Source organism: Streptomyces sp. NBC_00461 (assembly GCF_036013935.1).
Classification (GTDB): domain Bacteria; phylum Actinomycetota; class Actinomycetes; order Streptomycetales; family Streptomycetaceae; genus Streptomyces.
Genome location: NZ_CP107902.1, coordinates 485,234 through 507,161, shown reverse-complemented (window position 1 = coordinate 507,161; position 21,928 = coordinate 485,234). Strand labels below are relative to the sequence as shown.

Below are 21,928 nucleotides of genomic sequence, written 5' to 3'. Positions count from 1 at the left end.
CCGATCTCCTCCGAGGAAGGTGCTGCTGCCGGCTGGAGGCCGGGCGTCATGTGACGCTATGGAGGGATGTGCGATCGGTCAATGAACATCGGTCGGCATTACCGAACGGCAGTCCCCGACGGAGGCAAACGCGGCTACGATCGCCGTATGGCCGGGCCAGTCCAGTCCATAGAACGGGCGGCGGCGATCCTGCGCCTGCTGGCCGGCGGTCCCCGACGGCTCGGACTGGGCGAAGTGGCGTCGTCGCTCGGGCTGGCCAAGGGCACCGTGCACGGCATTCTGCGCACCCTGCAACACGTGGACTTCGTGGAACAGGACGAGGCGACCGGAAAATACCAGCTCGGGGCGGCGCTGCTGCACCTCGGCACGAGCTACCTCGACGTGAACGAACTGCGGTCGCGCTCCCTGAATTGGGCCGACGCCCTGGCCGCCCGCAGCGGAGAGGCCGTCCGCCTGGGCACGCCCCTGGAGGGCAAGGTGCTCATCGTGCACCACGTCTTCCGGCCGGACGACACCCTCCAGACCCTGGACGTGGGCGCGCTCCTGCCGCTGCACGCGTCTTCCCTCGGCAAGGTTCTCCTGGCCTTCGGGGCGGCGCCCGTCGATCCGTTGCTGGAGGCGGGACTGGAGGCGTACACCCGGCACACCCTGGTCTTCCCGGAGGCCCTCAACCGGGCGCTCGGCGAGATCCGGGAGCTGGGCTGGGGCGCCGAGGTGCAGGAAATGAGCATGGGCGAGGCCGGTATCGCCATGCCCATCCGGGGGCACGGCGGCCTGGTGGTGGGTGCGATCGGCGTATCCGGCCCGTTGGAGCGGCTCTGCGACACCAGGGGCCGTCCGCGGCCGACCCCGATCACCTTGCTCCGGGAGGCCGCCCGTGCGATTTCCAGAGACCTGGGCGCGGGACGCTGGTAGGTCCCCGTACCTTCGCGACGCATCGGAAGGCAGGCCCGATCATGGTTGAACGGTATGTGATGTCCATCGACCAGGGCACCACGTCCACTCGGTGCATCCTGTTCGACCACGGCGGGCGGTTGGTGTCGGTCGCCCAGCGGGAACATCAGCAGCATTTCCCCCGCCCCGGCTGGGTCGAGCACGACGCGGTCGAGATCTGGCGCAACCTGCAGCGCGTGGTGCCCGAGGCGCTGTCCAACGCCGGCATAGACGCCGGACAGATCGCCGCCGTGGGGATCGCCAACCAGCGGGAGACGACGGTGCTCTGGGACCGGCGGACCGGTGTCCCGCTGGGCAGGGCGATCGTCTGGCAGGACACGCGCACGGCTGAGCTCGTCGACGAGCTGAGGCAGCAGCCCGGGGACGACTTCTTCCTCGACCGCTGCGGTCTTCCGCCGTCGACCTATTTCTCCGCGCCCCGCATCCGTTGGCTGTTCGACCATGTCGACGGGTTGGACAAGCGTGCCCAGGACGGCGACGTGCTGTTCGGCACCATGGAGAGCTGGCTGGTCTGGAACCTCACCGGCGGCACGGAGGGCGGCCTGCACATCACCGACGTCACCAACGCCAGCCGCACCATGCTGATCAACATCCGGACGCTGACCTGGGACCGTGAGCTGATGGAGTTCTTCGGCGTACCACGCCCGATGCTGCCGGAGATCCGTTCCTCCGCCGAGAGCTACGGGGAAGCTCGCACGGTGCTCCCCGGCGTCCGCATCACGGCCGCCCTCGGGGACCAGCAGGCGGCCCTGTTCGGACAGACCTGCTTCTCGCCCGGAGAGGCGAAATGCACCTACGGGACCGGCAGCTTCCTGCTGATGAACACCGGTCCCGACATGGTGCGATCCCGCCACGGACTCCTCACCACCGTCGCGTACAAGATCGCGGACCAGCCGCCGGTCTACGCCCTCGAAGGCCCGATCGCGGTCACCGGCTCGCTGGTCCAGTGGTTCCGCGACCGGCTGGGCCTGATCCACAGCGCACCCGAGATCGAAACCCTGGCCCGCACCGTCGAGGACAACGGCGGCTGCTACATCGTCCCCGCGTTCTCCGGCCTCTTCGCCCCCCACTGGCGCAGCGACGCCCGCGGTGTGATCGTCGGCCTCACCTCGTACATCACCAAGGGCCACCTGGCCCGAGCCGCGTTGGAGGCCACCGGGTGGCAGACACGGGAAGTCGTCGACGCCATGAACGCCGACTCCGGTCTGGCCCTCAAACAGCTGAAGGTCGACGGAGGCATGACATCCGACAACCTGCTCATGCAGCTGCTGGCCGACGTGCTGGACGTTCCCGTCGTACGGCCCATGGTCGCCGAGACGGTGTCGCTCGGCGCGGCCTACGCCGCGGGCCTCGCGGCAGGCTACTGGCCGGATCTGGCGGTCCTGCGGCGGAACTGGCACCGGGCCGCCCAATGGCTGCCCGACATGGATCCCGAAAGACGAGCGTGGGAGTACGAGTGCTGGCAGCGCGCCGTCGAGCGGTCCGTGGGCTGGGTCCAACCACCCAAACGCACGTGACGACACTCGACGCGGCGGCCACGTGACGCTCGATGCGGCGGCACGGTGTCGGCGCCGGCTCTGCCGGCCGGTCATGGCGGGCGGTGCGGCGTTCATGGGCGTGGCTCGGATGATCGGGGCGAGTGCCAGCATGTGGCGAACCTCACTCCACTCGCGTACCAACTGGTCGGTATGGTCGCTGGGAGCCACGAACGACAGGAGCCGCGATGCCTGCGACCAACCGCCAGATACGTCTGGCTGCCCGCCCTGTGGGTGAGGCGAAACCGGACGACTGGGAGCACTGTTCCGCACCCGCCGAGGAACCGGGCCCGGGCCGGTTCGCGGGCCGGACACGCGTCATCTCCCTGGACCCGGCCATGCGTGGCTGGCTGGACGACCGCCCCTCCTACCTGCCGCCCGTGGGCATGGGCGAGGTGATGCGCGCCGGGTCGGTCATCGAGGTCACCGCATCGAACCATCCCGACTTCCAGCCCGGTGATCACGTGGTCGGCATGTTCGGCGTCCAGGAACACGTCGTCTCCGACGGCCGGGGCGCCCTGAAGATCGACACCGCCCTCGCGCCGCCCGCGACGTATCTGGGGGCGCTGGGCATGCCCGGCATGACCGCCTACTTCGGCCTGCTGGAGGTCGGGGCGCTCAAGGACGGCGAAACCGTCGTGGTGTCGGGGGCGGCCGGCGCGGTCGGCACCATGGTCGGGCAGATCGCGAAGGCCAAGGGCTGCCGGGTCGTGGGCATCGCCGGAGGCCCCGAGAAGTGCGCGCTGCTCACCGACGAGCTGGGATTCGACGCCGCGATCGACTACCGCGCCGACGACGTCAAGAAGGCGCTGCGCCGGCAGGCCCCCGACGGGATCGACGTCTACTTCGACAACGTCGGAGGGGACATCCTCGACGCAGCCCTGACCCGGCTGGCGATGCACGCGCGCGTCGTCATCTGCGGTGCGATCAGTCAGTACAACAACGCCAGTCCGGTCAAGGGACCCTCCAACTACCTCTCCCTGCTGGTACGCCGCGCCCGTATGGAGGGCCTCGTCGTCTTCGACTACGCCAAGCGCTACGCCGAGGCCACGCAGGAGATCGCCGACTGGATCGGCGCCGGCCGCATCAAGGTCAAGGAACATGTGGTGAGAGGCGACGTGGACGACTTCCCCGAGACGCTGCAGATGCTCTTTCGCGGTGAGAACGTCGGCAAGCTCGTGCTGGAGCTGGCGTGACCGCCGCCGAGAGCGGGGCCGCCGCCCCGCGAGGAGCACAGACGAACGGGGCCGCGCTGCAGGACAAGGTGGCGATCGTCACCGGCGGTGCCAGCGGACTGGGCCGGGCCACCGCGCTGGCCCTCGCGAAGGCGGGAGCCCGAGTGGTCGTCGCGGACCTCGACGCGCAGGGTGGCAGGGAGGTGGCAGACATGACCGGTGGCCGCTTCCGCGCCTGTGACGTCTCCGATCTCGACGCCAACCGCGCGCTGGTCGACTTCGCCCAGGAGCAGTACGGCGGTGTCGACATCGCGTTGCTCAACGCGGGAGTGGCGACCGGATGCGGCGTCGGTGACGACTTCGACCCCACGCGTTACCGCCGGGCGATGGGTGCCAACCTCGACGGGGTCGTCTACGGCACCCACGCCGTGCTGCCTGCGCTGCGGGCCCGCGGAGGAGGATCGATCGTGGCGACCGCGTCCCTGGCCGGCCTGGCGGCCGTACCGCTCGACCCCCTGTACGCGGCCAACAAGCACGCGGTGGTGGGTCTGGCACGCTCCCTGGGGCCGGCCCTCGTGCCGGACAACGTGCGCTTCAACGCGGTCTGCCCGGGGTTCGCCGAGTCGCGGATCATCGACCACCTGCGCGACATGCTCTCCGAACAGGAGCTGCCGGTCATCCCGGCCGAACTCGTGGCGGAGACGATTCTGCGGATCATCACCGGCGACGGCACGGGGGAGTGCTGGTTCATCCAGGCCGGCCGCGAACCGGAGCCGTTCCGCTTCCGCAACGTTCCCGGCCCCGGCAAGCCGGCCCTCGTCTGAGAGCACTTGGCGGCAGCTCGCGCCGGTGACGGGATGCTGCGCGACTGCCCGGCTGCAAGGGGCGGGCTGCTTTGCTCGCAGCGCGTCGAATGCCTCGTCCAGGGAGATGTTGCTACGAGCCACGAGGACACCCTTCGACTGTTCGATGACGATGCGGCTCTGCAGAGCGGAGTGCGGTTGTTCGTTCACGGCGTGTTGCTGACGGATGCTGCGGGCCTGGATCAGGCCGATGGTGGCGGCGTCGGCGAGCGCCTGGGCGAGGGCGAGGGCGAGGGCGAGGTCGTTGGCGTTCAGTGGCCGGTCCGCTGTGTGCAGCAGCAGGAGGCTGCTGATGATGTCCTGGCGAAGGCGCATCGGCAGGGCGCGGGACTGTGCAGGCGGGAGCCGGGGTGGGACAGGAAGACCATCCCGCCAAGGCCCAGGGCCTGCGCGCAGGCAACCGCCCACACCCGGCGCTCTTCCTCGGTCGCCGTCGTATGGAGGCTGTCCAGAAGGTCGCGGACCGTGGAGCCCATATCCACACCGCCTTCGTCGGTGCTTCGGGTGTGGCGCCGCTTCGGGTGTGGCGCCCCGGGCGCCGACCGCCCCATCCCAGCTTAGTGATGGCCGCCCCGCCCGAGAGCCCATAAGCGGAACTTGCCCGTCGTCATGGTCCGAGAGGACTCGCAGCACGCTGGCACGCACGCCCGACGGGCGAGCTCGCGGTGCGGTGCGGTGCAGTGCAGTGCCAGGCCTGCCGCCCTGCCGACCCGTTCGGGCAGGCGATACGAGGACCCACTGGTGGCGTCGCGGCGCTGCGCAGCAGGCGGGCTCGACTTGCCGTGCGCAGCGGCGATCTTGCTGGGCGCCAGGTCTGCCCCCTCCATGCCGGACGAGCGTGCCGGACGAGGCTTGGGCCACTCGGGTCACCGCGGATCGTGGACCGGGTTGATGGCGGTGAGCCTTGCGGTAGCCGTTCGCCGGGCAGGCCAGTGTGCTGTCCGTCAATGACCGGCATGGGCCCGACGTGAAGGAGGCCCCGCGGTGGGTGAGCTGTACATCGACGGCGAGTGGACACAGGCGGCGGGCGGCGGGCGCCGAGAGGTGATCAATCCGTATGACGCCTCCGTCGTCGCCGTCATCGACGAGGCCGATGCCACCGATGTGGACCGCGCGGTGCGCGCCGCCCGGCGTGCCTTCGACGAGGAGGACTGGGCAAACGCTCCCACCCGTCGCCGGGCCGACGTTCTGCTGCGGGTGCGCGACCTCCTGCTGCGTGACAAGGAGGAGATCGCCCGCACGGAGACCCTCGACACCGGCAAGACCCTGACCGAGGCCCGCATCGATGTGGAGGACGTGGCGAACGCCTTCCGCTACTTCGCCGAGCTGGCGGGCAAGGACGGCGGCCGGGTCGTGGACGTGGGCCCGGACGTCCTCAGCCGTGTCGTCTACCAGCCGGTCGGCGTCTGCGCGCTCATCGCACCCTGGAACTACCCAATGCTGCAGGCCTCCTGGAAGGTGGCGCCGGCGCTGGCCGCAGGCAACACCTTCGTCCTCAAGCCCAGCGAGATCACACCTCTCACCACGATCGCCATGGTGCGGCTGATCGAAGAAGCCGGTGCACCGCGCGGGGTCGCCAACCTGGTGCTGGGCTCGGGAGCCACCGTAGGCGCCGCTCTGACCGGTCATCCCGAAGTGGACCTGGTGTCCTTCACCGGCGGCCTCGGCACCGGGCGGGCCATCATGGCCGCTGCCGCCGAGGGGCCGAAGAACATCGCCCTGGAACTGGGCGGCAAGAATCCCAACATCGTCTTCGAGGACGCCGACTTCGCCGCCGCGGTGGACTACGCGCTGGACGCCGCCTTCCTGCACTCCGGGCAGGTCTGCTCCGCCGGCTCGCGCCTTCTGGTCCAGGACGTGCTGCACGACCGCTTCGTCGACGCCCTCGCCCGACGAGCCGCGACGATCCGGCTCGGCAGCGGCATGGAGGAGCGCACCGAGAGCGGCCCGCTCAGCTCCGCCGAGCACCGCGAGAAGGTCGAACGGTACATCGCCATCGGCCAGGAGGAGGGCGCCCGGCTCGTCACCGGCGGCACTCGCCCCGACGACCCCGCCCTGAACCAGGGCTTCTTTCTGCTGCCGACGGTGTTCGCCGACTGCGACCGGTCCATGCGGATCGTCCAGGAGGAGGTCTTCGGACCCGTCGTCACCGTCGAGCGTTTCCGCACCGAGGACGAAGCGGTGGAGCTGGCCAATGACACCCGCTACGGCCTGGCCGGCGGTGTGTGGACGTCCGACGCGAGCCGCGCCCAGCGGGTCGCTCAGCGGCTGCGCCACGGCACCGTGTGGATCAACGACTTCCACCCCTATCTGCCGCAGGCCGAGTGGGGTGGCTTCGGGCACTCCGGGGTCGGGCGCGAGCTGGGACCCACCGGGCTGCGCGAGTACCAGGAGGCCAAGCACATCTACCAGAACCTCGCCCCCGCCCCCTCCGGATGGTTCAAGGGCTGACGGAAGCCGGCACACCCGCCCCTGGCACCAAGGCCCACGGCCACCGATGAAAGGCCCCGCATGGCACCGACCACCCCGCCCGGCGCCGAGTCCGCCTACGACTACGTCATCGTCGGTGGCGGTACCGCCGGCTGCGTGCTCGCCGCCCGCCTGAGCGAGGACCCCGACTGCCGCGTCTGTGTCATCGAGGGCGGCCCGAGCGATGTCGGCGACGACCGCATCCTGCGCCTGCGCAACTGGATCAACCTGCTCGGCTCGGAATTCGACTACGGATACACCACGGTCGAGCAGCCGCGCGGCAACTCCCACATCCTCCACTCGCGCGCCCGTGTGCTCGGCGGCTGCTCCTCCCACAACACGCTGATCAGCTTCCTGCCGCTGCCGCAGGACCTCGACGACTGGGTGGCCCACGGCTGCACCGGCTGGGACCCGGCGACGATCCTGCCCTACCGCGACCGGCTGCGCACGCAGATCGTCCCGGTGGCCGAGGCCGACCGCAATCCCATCGCCAGGGACTTCGTCACCGCGGCCGCACGCGCCACCGGCGTGCCCGTCATCGACGACTTCAACGCCGAACCGTTCGCCGACGGCACCGGCTTCTTCTCCCTGGCCTACCGGCCGGAGGGCAACCTGCGCTCGTCCGCCTCGGTCGCCTACCTCCACCCCGTCCTGGACCGGCCCAACCTCACCCTCCGGCTGGAGACCTGGGCCCACCAGTTGCTCACCGACGCCTCCGGGCGGCTCACCCGCGTCGCCGTCCGCAGCGCCGACGGCCAAGAGGCGACCGTCCGTGCCGAACGCGAAATGCTGCTGTGCGCCGGCGCCATCGACACCCCGCGCCTGCTGATGCTCTCCGGAATCGGACCGGCCGACGACCTGCGCGCCCTGGGCATCGAGGTGCGGGCCGACCTGCCGGGCGTGGGCGAGAACCTGCTGGACCACCCCGAATCCGTGATCCTCTGGGAGACCGCCGGCCCACTGCCGCCCAACTCCGCGATGGACTCCGACGCGGGCCTCTTCCTGCGCCGCGACACCGGCCAGCCGCGACCCGACCTGATGTTCCACTTCTACCAGGTGCCGTTCACCGTCAACACGGAACGTCTGGGCTACGCCGTCCCCGAGCACGGAGTGTGCATGACACCGAACGTGCCGCGTGCCCGCTCCACCGGTCGCATGTGGCTGCGCAGCGCCGACCCCACCGAACAACCCGCCCTGGACTTCAGGTACTTCACCGACCCGGAAGGCCACGACGAACGCGCCATCGTGGAGGGCCTGAAGGTCGCCCGCGAGGTCGCCGCCACCGACCCGCTGCGCGGCTGGCTCGTCCGTGAGGTCGCGCCCGGCCCCCACGTCACCTCCGACGCCGACCTGTCGGAGTACGGGCGCCGCGCGGCACACACCGTCTACCACCCGGCGGGCACCTGCCGCATGGGCGTCCCGGACGACCCCACGACTGTCTGCGACCCGCTGCTGAGACTCCGCGGCTTCGACGGCGTACGCATCGTGGACGCGTCGGTGTTCCCGACGATGCCCACGATCAACCCCATGGTGACGGTCCTGCTCGCCGCGGAACGCGCCGCCGACCTCCTCACCGGCCGCCCCGGCCCCGCCGCCCGGGAGATCGGCCGATGACCGGCCCACAAACCCCGGCAGCATCTGCCGGCACCCCCGAAGGCCAGCCGGCTTCGGAGTTCCGAAAGGACATGAGCCCCTGGGCCAACTTCGCCCTCGGCTTCACCTACCTCTCGCCGGTGGTGAGCACCTACACCCTCTTCGGCACCGCGCTCGCCACCGGCGGCCCGCCGATGATCTGGGCGTTCCTGCTCGCCGGATGCGGGCAGTTCCTCGTCGCCCTGGTCTTCGGCGAGATCGTCGCCCAGTACCCCATCGCCGGCGGCGTCTACCCGTGGGCGAGACGGCTGTGGGGCAAGCGCTGGGCGTGGATGACCGGCTGGGTGTACATGTGGGCGCTGCTGGTCACCATCACCTCCGTCGCCTACGGCGCCGGCCCCTTCATCGCCATCCTCTTCGGATTCAGCCCCACCGTGCACACCACGGTGCTGTGCACGGCAGTCCTGATCGTCGTCGCGGTCGTCATCAACTACGCGGGCACCAAAGCCCTCTCGGCGGCGGCCCTCATCGGCTTCAGCGGCGAACTCATCGGTGCCCTCGTCGTCGGCATCTACCTGCTGTCCACCCACCGCGCCCACGGCATCGGCGTCATCGTCGACACCTACGGCATCTCCGAGAACGGCTCCTACGCACCGGCGTTCCTGGCGGCCGCCATCATCGGCTTCTACCAGTACTACGGCTTCGAGGCGTGCGGCGACACCGCCGAGGAGGTCGCCCACCCCGGCCGCGTCATCCCCCGTGCGATGCGCCGCACCATCTACATCGGCGGCGCCGCGGCCACCTTCACCTGCATGTCGCTGCTCCTGTCGGTCACCGACATCGGCGCGGTGATCTCCGGCAAGGACACCGACCCGGTGGTCCACCTGCTGTACGACGCCATGGGCGAGACCGGAGCCCGGCTGGTCATGGCCGTCGTCCTGATCTCCTTCCTGTCGTGCACCATCAGCCTCCAGGCCGCCGCCGGACGGCTCATCTACTCCTACGCCCGCGACGAGATGATCGTCGGGCACCGGCTGCTGCGCCAGTTCTCCCACGCTCGCGCCGTACCCGGCTACGCACTCCTCGTGGCCGCCGTGGTGCCCATGCTCATCGCCTTCGGCTCACTGGTCTCCGAGGACGCCCTCACCAAGATCGTCTCCTTCGCGATCCTCGGCATCTACGCCTCCTTCCAGATGGTGGTCCTGGCCGCACTGCGCGCTCGGCTCAAGGGCTGGCGCCCCGCAGGAGAGTTCACCCTCGGCCGCTGGGGCATCGCCGTGAACGCCACGGCACTGGCGTACGGCATCTTCGCCATCATCAACATCAGTTGGGCCCGCAATCCGCAGGAGCCCTGGTACGACAACTGGATCGTGCTGCTGTGCGGCGCCGTCGTACTGGGCGTCGGCCTGCTGTACATGTTCACCACCCACCACTACGGCCGCGGAGACGCGCCCGCCGGCGATGCGGTCCCGAAGAACTAGCCGGAAATCGGCCCGGAAAGCAGCCCTCGACCACGCCCTCACGGCAGGCCACCACCCGCCTCTGGAAGCCCGGCAGCATCGCGTACACGGGCTGCGGCTGCGTGGGCGACTGGTCGGCACCGGCGGTGTGGGCGATCGGAGTGCTGCGGCACGTTCGGTGAGCCTGCGGCGTCCCTCGATGTCGCCATGGCAAGCAGATACAGCGGGAGAGGCATCGAGTGGCTCCGAGGTGAGGAGAAGCACGAGAAGGTCCTCTCGTCACCGCGGCCAGCCCCAAGGGCACCCTCGCCCGGCCGCAGAATGCGGCACGACGACAGGCCTACGAGCTCAGTGGTTGTCTGACTCAGGACTCGACATGGCCCGCACGGTATCCGACCGATTCACATCAAGGCACGTTGATTTTCCCGGCATTGGCCTGCGCCACGAACCAACGCCATGTCCCGCAAGGCTGTTCCAGCACGTCCAGCACGTCCAGCAGGTCCGGCACGTCGCTCCGAATCTGACAGGCGTAACCGGGCCAGGCGACAGGGACATCAACCGTTCGCCAGCTCCGCCCCGCTGCGTTCCACACAGAATTCGTTGCCCTCGGGGTCATACAACGTCACCCACCCTGTTCCGTCCGGCCTCCGGTGGTCCCCCTGAACCGTGGCACCGAGCGAGAGCAGGCGCTCGACCTCCTCGTCCCGGGTGCGGTCCTGGGGTTGGAGATCCAGATGCACGCGGTTCTTCACCGTCCTGCGGTCATCGACCCTGACGAACAGCAGGGTGGCAGCAGCACTCGTGACGACGGCTTCCGGATCCCCGGGAAAGTCGTCATCAGCCAGCGAGCCGTCCAGGGCCTGCGCCCAAAAGCCCGCAAGAACGAACGGGTCGGCGGCGTCGATGGTGACATGGCGTATCAAAGAACTCATGTCCCAAGCCGATCATGAATGCCTCCCACCGTCCAGGGGCGGTCAGCCTCGACACCGACCACCTCACCAGGCTCCAGGCATGATCGATGAGGTGGCCCGCCTGATCGTGGAATCGACGTTGACCACCCAAGTGATCAGCCCGGCAGCGTCCGCCCTGGCCAGTAGCCCGTTCAGCACCGTGCTCGCTCCAAAAGCCTCCGTCGCCTGAAGGACCGACTTGCCTTGGAGTGCGCTTCAAGTCGTAGCGTCGGAGACACCGTGGCGCACGAGGCCCCCGCCGTCCGGTGCCCACAGGATGTCGGGCGGCGGAATCCGTTGCCAGAGGGATGAGGGCCTGGTGCCGTCCGAACGTCGTACGAGTGTGCAAGAAAGGCTGGGACACGGCATGCAGAAGCGCAGTCTGCGGGACCTCCAGGTATCGGCCATCGGCCTCGGATGCATGGGCATGTCCGCCTTCTACGGATCCACCGACCAGGAGGAGGGGATCGCGACCATCCGGCGCGCCCTCGACCTCGGCATCACCTTCCTCGACACCGCGCAGATGTACGGGCCGCTCACCAACGAATCGCTCGTCGGCGAGGCGATCCAGGGACGTCGCGACGAGTACGTGATCGCAACGAAGTTCAACTACCGGATGGACAACGCCGTACCCGGCGACATCAGCACGGTCGGCCCGCAGGACGGTTCGGCCGAGCACGTCCGCAGCTCGGTCCACGGCTCCCTGAAGCGTCTGGGGACCGATTACATCGACCTGTACTACCAGCACCGGGTCGACCCGAACGTGCCGATCGAGGAGACGGTCGGCGCGCTGGGCGAACTGGTCGCCGAGGGCAAGGTGCGGTACATCGGGCTGAGCGAGGCGAGCGCGGAGACCATCCGGCGTGCCCACGCCGTGCACCCGGTCACCGCCGTGCAGAGCGAGTACTCGCTGTGGTCGCGGGACGTGGAGGCCGAGGTGCTGCCCGCCTGCCGGGAGCTGGGCGTCGGCTTTGTGCCGTACTCGCCGCTCGGCCGCGGCTTCCTCGCCGGGCGGTTCAGCTCGCCGGACGAGCTGGACGCGAACGACTGGCGCCGCGAGAACCCGCGTTTCCAGGACACCAACCTGGAGGCGAACCTGCGGCTGGCGGCCAAGGTGAAGGAGATCGCCGCCGAGAAGGACGTGACCCCGGCCCAGCTGGCCATTGCCTGGGTGCTGGCCCAGGGGGAGGACCTGGTGCCGATCCCGGGCACCAAGCGCCGCACCTACCTGGAGCAGAACGCCGCCGCGGTCGACATCACGCTGACCGAGGACGACCTCGGCCGCATCGACGCGGAGCTGCCGGAGGCGGCGGGGGAGCGGTATGACGAGGCGGGGATGCGCAGCGTCAATCGTTAGCCGGGGCACGGAAGCGGCTGCCAGTTCTGCCATCTCCGTGGCCGTGGGCGCGAACGGTTGCGTAGTGGCTGCCGTCGCGCCTGCACGGCGTCGGCCGCCTCCGCGCTTCCGGGTCTGTTTCACCGCAGCTTGCCGACGGTGACGACCGGAATCTCGATCAGCTTGCGAACAGCATCCCCAACGAGGCGTCGCTCGGGCCTTTGGCTTTCATGGCTCGAGCGGTGTATTCGCATCAGGACGGACACGGAGACTTTTTGCCGTTGCCGCCCACTGCCTCGCGAGCGCCCGAACCGCCGACTGAAGTGCGCGGTGCCCGACTGGCGTGCCGTCGGTCGGTCATGCGTAGTCGGGACACGACGTTTGGATGAGCGCCTCGTGCGGCACGGAAACCGTGGCGATCGAATCGCACATCTCCGCTGCTGTCGCAAACTGACCGGCACGACCAATGAACCGATGGACGGATCACTCGGCTGTCCCACGACCGACTCGGATCCCGACAAGGACTGCGTCGGTCTCCAGCCCGACCACGAGATTCGAGTCGTCGTCATCGACGCTCCGAACGGGCCGTTGGTGGCATGGACCTCGATCGACCTCACCCAGGCCCAGGATCCCGAGCCTGCTGTCACCCAGTTCGAGGGCATGCTCCGGACCCCAAGGTTCCGATAACCGGGTCGGAACCCTCCCGATCTGGTACGTCGTCATGCCTACGATCGCGGCTGCGCGCCCGGCGCTGAATGGTTCCGCAGAGGTCGGCTGGTGCCCGGGTGCGCGGTGTTCGGAGGCGGCGCGGCAGCCCGCGTCGGCCGCCGCATTGCAACCGCCGTTGGACGTGCCCAGGGGCGTGTCTGTGGGGGTGCGCAGGGTAGGGCGGGCTGTCGGGGGTCAGTCGGGTGCGGCATCGTGGGGGTGGCAGTCGCCGTGCGAGGAGGTGCCGGGTGCGGGTTGTGGTCACGGGCGCGTCGGGGTTCCTGGGAAGTCTGCTGGCCGGGAGCCTGCTGCGGGCGCGGGTGTTCGCCGGCGTGCCGATCACTCGGTTGGTGTTGGTCGACCGTGTGCCGTGGCCCGGTTCGCAGGGGCGTACCGACCCGCTCATGGAGGTGGTGCACGGTGACCTGGCCGACCGCCTGGATGAGGTGTTCGCGACGCCGGTCGATGTGCTGTTTCATCTCGCGGCGGCGGTGTCGGCCGAGTGCGAGGCCGACTTCGACCTCGGCATGCGGTCCAACGTGGACGCCACCCGCGCCGTGCTGGACGCGGCCCGGGCGCAGTTGGCCGCCGGCGGGCCGCGGACACGGGTGGTGTTCGCCAGCAGCCTCGCCGTCTACGGCTCCCCGCCCGGGATGCCTCTGCCGCCGGTGGTGAGTGAGACGACCTTGCCGCTGCCGCAGTCGAGTTATGGAACGCAGAAGCTGATGTGCGAGCACATGATCGCGGACATGACCCGCCGCGGCTTCATCGACGGACGTGTTGCCCGGCTGATGACCGTTGCGGTTCGGCCCGGACGGCCGAACGCGGCAGCCTCCGGCTTCGTGTCCGCCATCGTCCGCGAACCGCTCGCGGGATTGCCCGCCGTCTGCCCGGTCGACCCCGGCCTGCGTGTGGCTCTGGCCTCGCCGCGCCGCACCATCCACGGGATCCTCCGCATCGCCGAGGCCGAACGCGGCACCGGGGCTGGTCGCCTCGACGGCCCCATGCCGGTGAACCTGCCCGCCCTCACCGTCTCTATTGCCGAGATACTCGCCACGCTGCGGGAGATGGCCGGCGACGCGGTTGCCGACCTGGTGACGATCGCCCCCGACCCGCTCGTGGAGGCCATGGTCGGCTCATGGCCGGCCGTCTTCGACCACCGACGGGCCGCCGCTCTCGGCCTGCGGCCCGACCCCAGCTTTGAGACGGTCGTGCAGGACTACCTGTCTGATCCCCGCGTTGAGCCGCCGGGATAGCCGGCTGGCCTCCACGAGCCGCCTGGGCGCTGCACCAGTTCGGCATGCCCAGCAGCCGCAGCAGATGCCGGTGCGGTCCGTGAGCACGGTGTCCTTGGTGAACCGCCTGCGCGGCTGGAGCACGAGCCGATCGGTGGTGCCGCACCGGGCGGAAGGCAGGAGGCGTCGGCGCGGGCGCCGGATCACCAGCGAATTGTGCCGGTGCTGGAGTCGGAAGCGAGCCGGGAGGGCGTGCGCGGTCAGCAGTTGGCCGCGGCTCTGGGGCTGGAGGCGGCCCCGGCGAAGGTCGAGGGGCTGCGGTCGAAGGCGAAACGCCTGGTGGAGCGAGGGTGGGCCCGGCAGGTGCGGCGGCCGGAAGTTTTCACCGCGCTCGGCACGGCCGGCTGAAGGCGTCTGGGCGGCGTCCGGCCAGGCGACCGCTCACGAGCATCGTCATCGGCCACGGCACCATGGCCTCGTGTAAGAACTCGCGCAGATAGGCGTGGGCTTACGGGCATCGCCTCGGGCGGTTGTCCCAGCGGTGGGTGGTCCAGGATCGTCGGATCAGGCGGCGGACGGTGATGATCGTGTCCGCGAGGCGAAGAAGGCGTCGATCACGACGGTGCGGCGTTCGTAGCAGCGGGAAAGACGGTGGAAGGCGTTCTGCCAGGCGTGGGTGCGCTCGACGTGCCACCGCCGGCTCGCCTGAATCGGGGCTTTCTCGCCCTTGTGCGCTATCCGACCGTGCAGCCCGCGTTCGTCGAGCAGGGCGCGGGTCTTGTTCGAGTCGTACCCAGCGTCCAGGTGCACCGTGATGTCGTCGGGCAGCGGCCCGAGTTCCGCGAGGCGGTCCAGGGGCGGGGTCAGCAGCGGAGAGTCGTGACAGTTCGCCCCGGCCAGAACACGGCCGAGCGGGATTCCGTAGCCGTCAGTCATGCCGGAGCGCTTCAGGCCCTGTTTTCCCCGGTCGACCGGCGAACGCCCGGCGACCTCGCCGCCGCCGGGTGCCTTGGTGAGGGAGCCATCGATGGCGATCTGATCCAGCATCAAGCCGACGATGCGGTCGTAGGAGTCGAGCGCGATCTGCTTCAACTGGCTGAAGATGCCCAGGCGGATCCACTCATCGCGACGGCTGCGGATGGTGCTGGCCGAGCAGGTCGTGTCAGCAATCGCCTCATAGGGGCAGCCGAATCGCAGCAACTGCAGAAGCTTGTCGAACACGATCCGGTCACTGATGCGCGGACGGTGGCAGCGCAGAGGATGGTCCGGGTGGTAGAGCGGCCGCTGGGGCAGCAGCGCCGAGAACTGGTCCCACAGCGGTTCGGTCAGCCATGACGGAAGAACAGGCACAGGTCTCCCCGGTGATCGCAGAGCGTCGCGCTGGGGCTGGCGGCAGCGATCGCCTCGACTGCCTGCGTCCGACTGATAAGCCCTTCCCGAACGTCACCGCATTCATGGTGGCACTCCAGAGTTGACCATCCCACCCCAACAATGTCATCATTGATGACAGCACTGATGATTTCGAGAATGAGGGACAGGTATGGCTGTGGGCAAGGGCCGGGCGGTGCGGTTGTCGCCGGAGCTGATCGTGGAGGCGGCCGTGCGGATCGCGGCGCGGGCGGAGCCGGACGGGCTGACCGGACGGGCTCTGGGGGAGGAACTGGGCGTGGACCGGTCGGCGGTGTGGCGGCATTTCGCGGACCGGGACGCGCTGCTGCTGGCGGTGGGTGACCGGCTGCTGGCCATGGCCGTGGAGCGGGTGCCCGACGGCCTGGGGCCGCGGGAGGTGCTGCAGGAGCTGGCCCGCTCCCTGGTGGAGGTCTTCGAGGCCCACCCCTACGTCGGTGCGGCCGTCGCGTGCCGGACCACCCGCGGCCCGGGGGAGTTCGCCGCGATGGAGATGATGCTCGCGGCGCTGGAGGAGATCGGTCTGGACGAGGGCAGTGTGGCCCGCTACCAACGGATGCTCGCCGACACCGTGCTGGCGTACGCGGGCATGCGTGCCGGGTATGCCGCGCTCCCGCAGGAGGTGCGCGCCGCCGACGAGCATGCCTGGGCCGGGGCGTACGCCACCATCTCCCCCGAGCGCTATCCGGCCATCACCACGCACCTGCCCCACCTGGCTGCGCAGGACGACGAGGCCGTCTTCCAGACGCTGATGGAGGCGTTCTGGCTGGCGGTCGACGCAACCGCCCGCACCACCCCCAAGGACGACGCCGATGTCTGACCAGCGTCCTGCTGTGGAAGCCGCCGACGAGGCTGTCGACACGAGCCAGAAAGCCCCCCAGGACAGCGGTCCCGAACCGGCAGCCAGCTCCCGGTCTGCTTCCGCTGCCGGTCCCACCACCCGGGCCTTGGAGCCGACCGACCGCACCGTGGCCGCCTCGCGTTCTGTAAAGCCGCGGACACGGCGCGTACTTCGGCGCACCCTCATCGCGCTGCCAGTGGCGCTTGGCGTGCTGGTGGCCGGCTCCTACACGGCCACCGCGCTGCTGGACATCCCCTCCCCACCCACGCTGGTCCAACTGCTGACCACCGAGCCCTCGCGGCAGGGCGACCTGTTCGCCACCCGCACAGTCCCCGCCTCCGCCACGCCGGCACCCCTGCCCGTCCACGACGAGCCGCTTCCTGCCGCCGTGCCGTGGAAGGGCGGGCGGGTACCGGTCGAGCAGTTCCTGACGACCACCCACACCAACGCCTTCCTCGTCCTCCGGGACGGCCGGCTGACCCACGAGTGGTACCGCGACGGGGTGGGCCCCACCACCCGCCTGTCCTCCTGGTCGGCCGCCAAGTCGGTGGTGTCCCTTCTCGCCGGGCAAGCCATCGAACAGGGCAAACTCCGGGAAGGCGACCGGCTGGTCGACATCCTGCCCCAGCTGAAGACCGGCGGAGCCTACGACACCATCACCGTGCGCGACCTGCTGGACATGACGTCGGGTGTGGACGTCCCCGAGAACTACAACGAGTACTCCCCGCTGACCGGCACCGCCCGGATGTACCTCACCCGGGACCTGCCCGCCTTCGCCCAGGGCCATCGCGACCTGCAATTCCCGCCGGGCAGCCAAGGCGCCTACCGCAGCATCGACACCGAACTCCTCGGACAGGTCCTGGCCAAGGTCCAAGGACGGCCGCTGGCCGTCCTCCTGGCGGACAACATCTGGGCACCGATGGGAGCACAGGACAGCGCCACCTGGAACCTCGACCACGACAACGGCCATGAGAAGGCGTTCTGCTGCATCAACGCCACCCCCCGCGACTACGCCAAGCTCGGCCAGCTCGTTCTGGACAACGGCCGCGCCCAAGGCAAACAAATCATCCCCCTGGCATGGATCAAGCGCATCGCCACCCCAGCACCCCACAAGGTCGACGGCTGGGGCTACTCCGCGCAGTGGTGGCATCCGCCCGGCGGCAACGGCAAGGACTACTCTGCCCTCGGCGTATACGGGCAGTACATCTACGTCGACCCCGTAAACAGGACCGTCGTGGTCAAACTCAGCGACTACGGCGACCAGCAAGACGAACAGGAGACCTTCGACGCCCTGCGCGCCATCGCCCAGAGCGGCTGACCTGTGCCTGCCGTGCTGTCACGGGTACGCCCGCGCCTATCTGCGCGAGCTCTAACTGATCGTTTCAGAATGAGATCTTGGTCTGGCCTTTCGGCTGAGATGGTGTTCAGTGGTGCGACGGAACCGCCTGCCCTGCCTGCGCGTTGGCTCGACAGGACTTTGGAGGGAGAACCTTGTCGAGCTTGAGTTTCCCGTCGGCGCGGGCGGTCGGACGCGGGGCGGCCTGGTACCGCGGGGACTGCCATGTCCACTCCGTCCACTCGGACGGGGAACTCACCCCTGAAGAGTTGGCCGTTCGGGCGCGCGCCGCCAGGCTCGACTTCATCGCGACGACGGAGCACAACTCAGCCGCGGCCCCCGGTGCATGGGGGCATTTGGCCGCCGATGACTTCTTGATCGTCCTCGGTGAGGAAGTGACCACGAAGACCGGGCACTGGCTCGCGCTCGGCATCAATCCCGGCGAGGTCGTCGACTGGAATCACCAGGTCAGGGACGGATTGGTTGATAAGTTCCTGGACCAGGTCCATCGAGTAGGGGGCCTGTGCGTGGCCGCGCACCCGCATGCGCCCTACCCGTCGGGCAACTTCATGTTCCCCTTCCGGGGCTTCGACGTGGTCGAGGTGTGGAACGGACTGTGGACTTCGGACCGGCCCTGGAATGCTGACAACGAGGCGGCTCTGGCGGAGTGGGGGCGGAGCCTCGCGGAGGACATCCGCACGGGCTCGTGGCGACCGGCGATGGGAAACAGCGACACCCACTTGGAAGGGCAGATCGGCAGCCCTCACACCGTGGTCTTCGCCGAGGAGCTGAGCACCGAGGCGGTCCTGGCCGGAATCCGTGCCGGCCGCAGCTGGATCGCCGAGTCGGCGGACGTGGACGTATCGTTCACCGCCAATGCCGATGGTCGCGTTGTCGGGGTGGGCGAACGGCTCCCGACTCATGGTGGGCAGGTGGAAGTGCAGGTAGCAGCACGAGGTGTGCCGGTGGGGACCGTCAGCTTCCACACCGATCGGGGGAAGGTTCACCGGGCGTCTCTCCCTGCTGACGGGGCGGGCGTGGTGCAGTGGGACACGACGGCGGAGCACTCGGCGTTCGTTCGCATTGAGGTCCGCCGTTCCAACGGGCACGTCGCCGCACTCACCAATCCGATCATCCTCAACTGACCGCTCGCTTCATCGTGAAGTGCGCAGGCGACGGAGGCAGATGAGGCTGCAGTCCAGTTCGAGCAGGCCCTGATGGAGGTCTGCGCGTCTTTCGTAGCGGATCCGGAGCCGTTTGAACTGGTGCAGCCAGGCGAAGGCCCGTTCCACTACCCAACGCACCTTGCCGAGCCCTGAACCGTGGGCCACGCCGCGTCGGGCGATCATCGGCTTGATGCCGCGCCTCCACAGCAAGCGGCGGTACTTGTCGAAGTCGTAGCCCCGGTCGGCATACAGGTGCCGCGGCCTGCGGCGAGGCCGTCCTCGCAGCCCCCGGATCGGTGGAACCGCGTCGAGCAGCGGCAGCAACTGGGTGACATCGTGGCGGTTGCCGCCGGTGAGCGTGACGGCGAGCGGGGTTCCATGCCGGTCGACTATCAGGTGATGCTTGGAACCGGGACGAGCGCGGTCGACCGGTGAGGGGCCGACGTGATCCCCCCTTTCAGGGCCCGGACATGCGAGCCGTCAACAGCACAGTGCTCAAGGTCCAGCAGATCGGCGCGGCGCAAGTCGGCCAGCAAGGCGCGTGCAGGCGCGGCCAGACGCCAGCCTCGGTCCAGTCCCGAAGCCGGCGCCAGGCCGTCACCCCGGAACAACCGACCGTTTCGGCCGGGACGTCGCGCCAGGCGACACCGGTCCGCAGCACGAACATGACCCCGGCCAGTGCCGCCCGGTCGGGAACGCGCAGTCGGCCGGGGTAGCGGCGGCGACGCTCCGGAGCGGGCGGCAGGAGCGGAGCCACGCGCTCCCACAGGTCATCCGGAACAAGATCAGCACGCACCCGGACACCCTGCCCACGAAGATCACCGGGCACAAGACTTGCGAGTCAAGTCTTTCTGAAACGATCAGTGAGCTTCTTCGAGTTGGCCACCGATCGGGTGATGGGCCGGGAAGCGCAACGAACGAGGCCCCCGAGCTGTTGATCGAGATGTCTGACGTCTCAATCACGTTGCTCGGGGGCCTCGTTGGTCATCCATCCTGCCGCACTTGACCTGCCGCATGCACTCGTGGAGTGGGTCACCATGCTGGTTGTCACCCGTGAGGGCGACCGGCGCTGCAAGCTCCGTCCGTCCCAGCGGGCGATGGTGGCACTGGTGTACCTACGAGAGCACACCACTCTGGCGAAGATCGCCGCCGGGTTCGGGATCAGCGAGTCCACCGCCCACGCCTACACCCGCGCGGTCGTCGATCTACTCGCCGAACGAGCACCGGGCCTGCTCAAGACGCTGCGCGAGCACGATCCCGACTTCATCCTGCTCGACGGCACCCTCGCCGAGTGCGACCGGGTAGGTGACGGCCGGGCCGACTATTCCCACAAGCACCGTCGCCACGGCGTGAACGTGCACGTCATCACCGACCCCGGCGGCCGGCTGCTGTGGCTCTCGCCCGCCCTGCCGGGCCGCACCCACGACCTGACGGCCGCCCGCACCCACCGGATCATCCGGATCTGCGAGCGCCAGGGCGTTCCCATCCTGGCCGATCTCGCCTACCAAGGCGGCGGACCATGGCTGACAACCGGCATCAAACGCAGACCCCTGCAGGAACTCACTCCCACCGAAAAGACCCTCAACCGGGCGCTGGCCGCAGCACGAGCGCCCGTCGAACGCGGTGTCGCGAGCCTGAAGTCCTGGCGGATCTTCCGCAGGTCCCGATGCAGCCCCAACCGCATGACGTCAATCGTCAAGGCCATCCTCACGCTGGAGCGGCAACGCTGAAGAAGCTCAGTAAGGCGCGCGATGTCTCGACATTGCGCACCAGGCGGCGCGAGCGCATCAGCCGGCTCAGCATTCTCTCTATTCCGAACGGGGGCCGCGTCCTGCGTAGTCGCCGTGACGTCAGGTGGACGCATGCCGCGGCGGATTCTCCAGCGCCGTCTGGAAAGCACGGAAACCAAGATTCCCGACAGCGTCAAATACTTACCACGGCGCGTTTGCAATCGTAGAACCGGCGGCGACTCGTCGCAGTGCGGGACGCTGAACAACGCTGAGGTGTAGAAGACGCGTTGCAGCCGACGGTTATAGCGCTGTGGGCGCTGCAGGTGCCGCTGATCTTCCCGGAGTCCCGGGGCGACGCCGCCGAATCCGGCGAGGCGGCCACCGGTGCCGAAGGCCGTCATGTCGCTGCCGGTGGCGGCCAGGAACCCGGCGTCGAGAGTGACGCTCAGGGCCGCCTACTGGTGATCAAGAATGCAAGTTGGTTCCATCGTGACGGTTCCCCTCGATACCGACCCGGGATGCCTGCGCCCGGGATTGCAATGACGCAATTGGAGGACTCGTCAATGGCTCATGACGGCGACGACCAAGGTAATGGCGCGGATTCTGGTACTGCATCACCGGGTACGCCGCCCTCGCGGCGCATGACCTCGACGCCGTCCGCTCGAACTCAGAACCTGCGCGTGCTCGAGGGCCGCTTCGTTCTCGGGCGAGTGTCCGACGTCCGCACGGTCGCCGCTGAATCCGACCTGCTCGCGCTCGTGCTCGGTCCGGACGGAGGCGCGGCGATGCGGCGCGACGACACGGCCGAGGACGGATGGGTGGCGCTGTGGAACGGCGATGACGCGCACGACCCGGAAGCGACGGGGATGCTCAGCGCCATCGTCGCGCCGCTCGCCGCCAGCGGGCTCCCGGTCTGGACCGCCGCGAGCTACGACGGAGACCTCGTGCTCGTCCCGGCCGGCCGACTTGAGGAAGCCGTCGGCGTGCTTCGCCGGGCCGGCCACCAGGTGGCCGTATGACTGAGTCAGGACAGGGGCAGCGTTGAAGCCTTCGCGCAGTGATCACATGCCGATCAACGGTCTGCGCCTCTATCACGAGGTATATGGAGAGTTCGGCACGTCGAAAACGGCTCCTTTGCTGCTCAGCGGCGCCGCGGTTGCGCGTAGCAGC

At 69.1% G+C, this 21,928-nt stretch carries 18 protein-coding genes and 4 pseudogenes; 17 read left to right on the top strand and 5 right to left on the bottom strand.

Annotation, left to right across the window (positions count from 1 at the left end; genetic code table 11):
- The first annotated feature begins 147 nt into the window (after positions 1-147).
- The 4 genes from OG870_RS02480 to OG870_RS02465 all read left to right on the top strand — a co-directional run bounded on the left by OG870_RS02480 (position 148) and on the right by OG870_RS02465 (position 4,488).
- On the top strand, positions 148-915 hold the full coding sequence (locus tag OG870_RS02480; RefSeq protein ID WP_266524724.1) for an IclR family transcriptional regulator: 768 nt from the start codon (positions 148-150) through the stop codon (positions 913-915).
- 41 nt (positions 916-956) lie between these two features.
- Positions 957-2,471: a glycerol kinase GlpK gene (gene glpK, locus OG870_RS02475; protein ID WP_266592727.1), complete on the top strand. Its 1,515-nt coding sequence runs from the start codon at positions 957-959 to the stop codon at positions 2,469-2,471.
- Between the two features lie 206 nt (positions 2,472-2,677).
- Complete coding sequence (locus OG870_RS02470) at positions 2,678-3,685, top strand: NADP-dependent oxidoreductase (RefSeq protein WP_266845298.1); 1,008 nt, start codon at positions 2,678-2,680, stop codon at positions 3,683-3,685.
- Complete coding sequence (locus OG870_RS02465; protein ID WP_266524730.1) at positions 3,682-4,488, top strand: SDR family NAD(P)-dependent oxidoreductase; 807 nt, start codon at positions 3,682-3,684, stop codon at positions 4,486-4,488. The genes OG870_RS02470 and OG870_RS02465 overlap by 4 nt, the downstream gene beginning before the upstream one ends.
- Positions 4,489-4,572: 84 nt before the next feature.
- Here OG870_RS02465 and OG870_RS02460 read toward each other — a convergent pair.
- Positions 4,573-4,842, bottom strand: a pseudogene (locus tag OG870_RS02460) (ANTAR domain-containing protein); the annotation flags it as partial.
- 669 nt (positions 4,843-5,511) lie between these two features.
- Between OG870_RS02460 and OG870_RS02455 the strand changes: the two are divergent.
- The 3 genes from OG870_RS02455 (at position 5,512) to OG870_RS02445 (ending at position 10,070) form a co-directional block, all read left to right on the top strand.
- A complete protein-coding gene (locus OG870_RS02455; protein ID WP_327690558.1) occupies positions 5,512-6,978 on the top strand; it encodes an aldehyde dehydrogenase family protein in 1,467 nt (488 codons plus the stop codon).
- A 60-nt stretch (positions 6,979-7,038) separates the two neighbouring features.
- Complete coding sequence (locus tag OG870_RS02450) at positions 7,039-8,610, top strand: GMC family oxidoreductase (RefSeq protein ID WP_266592733.1); 1,572 nt, start codon at positions 7,039-7,041, stop codon at positions 8,608-8,610.
- A 71-nt stretch (positions 8,611-8,681) separates the two neighbouring features.
- Positions 8,682-10,070, top strand: coding sequence for an APC family permease (locus tag OG870_RS02445; RefSeq protein ID WP_266524735.1), 1,389 nt, complete (start codon positions 8,682-8,684; stop codon positions 10,068-10,070).
- A 533-nt stretch (positions 10,071-10,603) separates the two neighbouring features.
- Here OG870_RS02445 and OG870_RS02440 read toward each other — a convergent pair.
- Positions 10,604-10,981 (bottom strand): VOC family protein, encoded by a 378-nt coding sequence (locus OG870_RS02440; protein ID WP_266525799.1) that lies wholly within the window; start codon positions 10,979-10,981, stop codon positions 10,604-10,606.
- Positions 10,982-11,060: 79 nt separating this feature from the next.
- Between OG870_RS02440 and OG870_RS02435 the strand changes: the two genes are divergently transcribed.
- The 5 genes from OG870_RS02435 (at position 11,061) to OG870_RS02415 (ending at position 14,686) form a co-directional block, all read left to right on the top strand.
- Entirely contained in the window at positions 11,061-11,189 is a 129-nt protein-coding gene (locus OG870_RS02435; protein WP_266524737.1) for a hypothetical protein, read from the top strand.
- A gap of 177 nt (positions 11,190-11,366) precedes the next feature.
- Positions 11,367-12,356: an aldo/keto reductase gene (locus tag OG870_RS02430; RefSeq protein WP_266592735.1), complete on the top strand. Its 990-nt coding sequence runs from the start codon at positions 11,367-11,369 to the stop codon at positions 12,354-12,356.
- Positions 12,357-12,809: 453 nt separating this feature from the next.
- Positions 12,810-13,022, top strand: a complete 213-nt coding sequence (locus tag OG870_RS02425) for a hypothetical protein (RefSeq protein ID WP_266592737.1) — start codon at positions 12,810-12,812, stop codon at positions 13,020-13,022.
- Positions 13,023-13,291: 269 nt separating this feature from the next.
- A complete protein-coding gene (gene denD, locus OG870_RS02420; protein ID WP_266524741.1) occupies positions 13,292-14,299 on the top strand; it encodes a D-erythronate dehydrogenase in 1,008 nt (335 codons plus the stop codon).
- A 201-nt stretch (positions 14,300-14,500) separates the two neighbouring features.
- Complete coding sequence (locus tag OG870_RS02415; protein ID WP_323179487.1) at positions 14,501-14,686, top strand: hypothetical protein; 186 nt, start codon at positions 14,501-14,503, stop codon at positions 14,684-14,686.
- Between the two features lie 100 nt (positions 14,687-14,786).
- Here OG870_RS02415 and OG870_RS02410 read toward each other — a convergent pair.
- Positions 14,787-15,628, bottom strand: a pseudogene (locus tag OG870_RS02410) (IS5 family transposase).
- 190 nt (positions 15,629-15,818) lie between these two features.
- Between OG870_RS02410 and OG870_RS02405 the strand changes: the two are divergent.
- The 3 genes from OG870_RS02405 to OG870_RS02395 all read left to right on the top strand — a co-directional run bounded on the left by OG870_RS02405 (position 15,819) and on the right by OG870_RS02395 (position 19,007).
- Positions 15,819-16,505: a TetR/AcrR family transcriptional regulator gene (locus OG870_RS02405; RefSeq protein WP_076089569.1), complete on the top strand. Its 687-nt coding sequence runs from the start codon at positions 15,819-15,821 to the stop codon at positions 16,503-16,505.
- Positions 16,498-17,844 (top strand): serine hydrolase domain-containing protein, encoded by a 1,347-nt coding sequence (locus tag OG870_RS02400; protein ID WP_327690557.1) that lies wholly within the window; start codon positions 16,498-16,500, stop codon positions 17,842-17,844. Before OG870_RS02405 ends, OG870_RS02400 begins: the two co-directional genes overlap by 8 nt.
- A 143-nt stretch (positions 17,845-17,987) precedes the next feature.
- Complete coding sequence (locus OG870_RS02395; protein WP_327690556.1) at positions 17,988-19,007, top strand: CehA/McbA family metallohydrolase; 1,020 nt, start codon at positions 17,988-17,990, stop codon at positions 19,005-19,007.
- 9 nt (positions 19,008-19,016) lie between these two features.
- On the opposite strand, the pseudogene OG870_RS02390 reads toward OG870_RS02395, so the two are convergent.
- Positions 19,017-19,824: pseudogene (locus OG870_RS02390) on the bottom strand (IS5 family transposase).
- A 184-nt stretch (positions 19,825-20,008) separates the two neighbouring features.
- Between OG870_RS02390 and OG870_RS02385 the strand changes: the two are divergent.
- Entirely contained in the window at positions 20,009-20,758 is a 750-nt protein-coding gene (locus tag OG870_RS02385; RefSeq protein WP_327690555.1) for a transposase family protein, read from the top strand.
- A 302-nt stretch (positions 20,759-21,060) separates the two neighbouring features.
- Here the strand turns inward: OG870_RS02385 and OG870_RS02380 are convergent.
- A pseudogene (locus OG870_RS02380) lies at positions 21,061-21,159 on the bottom strand (hypothetical protein); the annotation flags it as partial.
- Between the two features lie 117 nt (positions 21,160-21,276).
- On the opposite strand from OG870_RS02380, the gene OG870_RS02375 reads away from it, so the two are divergent.
- The gene (locus tag OG870_RS02375) at positions 21,277-21,777 is read left to right on the top strand and encodes an ACT domain-containing protein (protein ID WP_327690554.1); all 501 of its coding nucleotides are present in this window, start codon (positions 21,277-21,279) and stop codon (positions 21,775-21,777) included.
- Positions 21,778-21,928 lie beyond the last annotated feature (151 nt).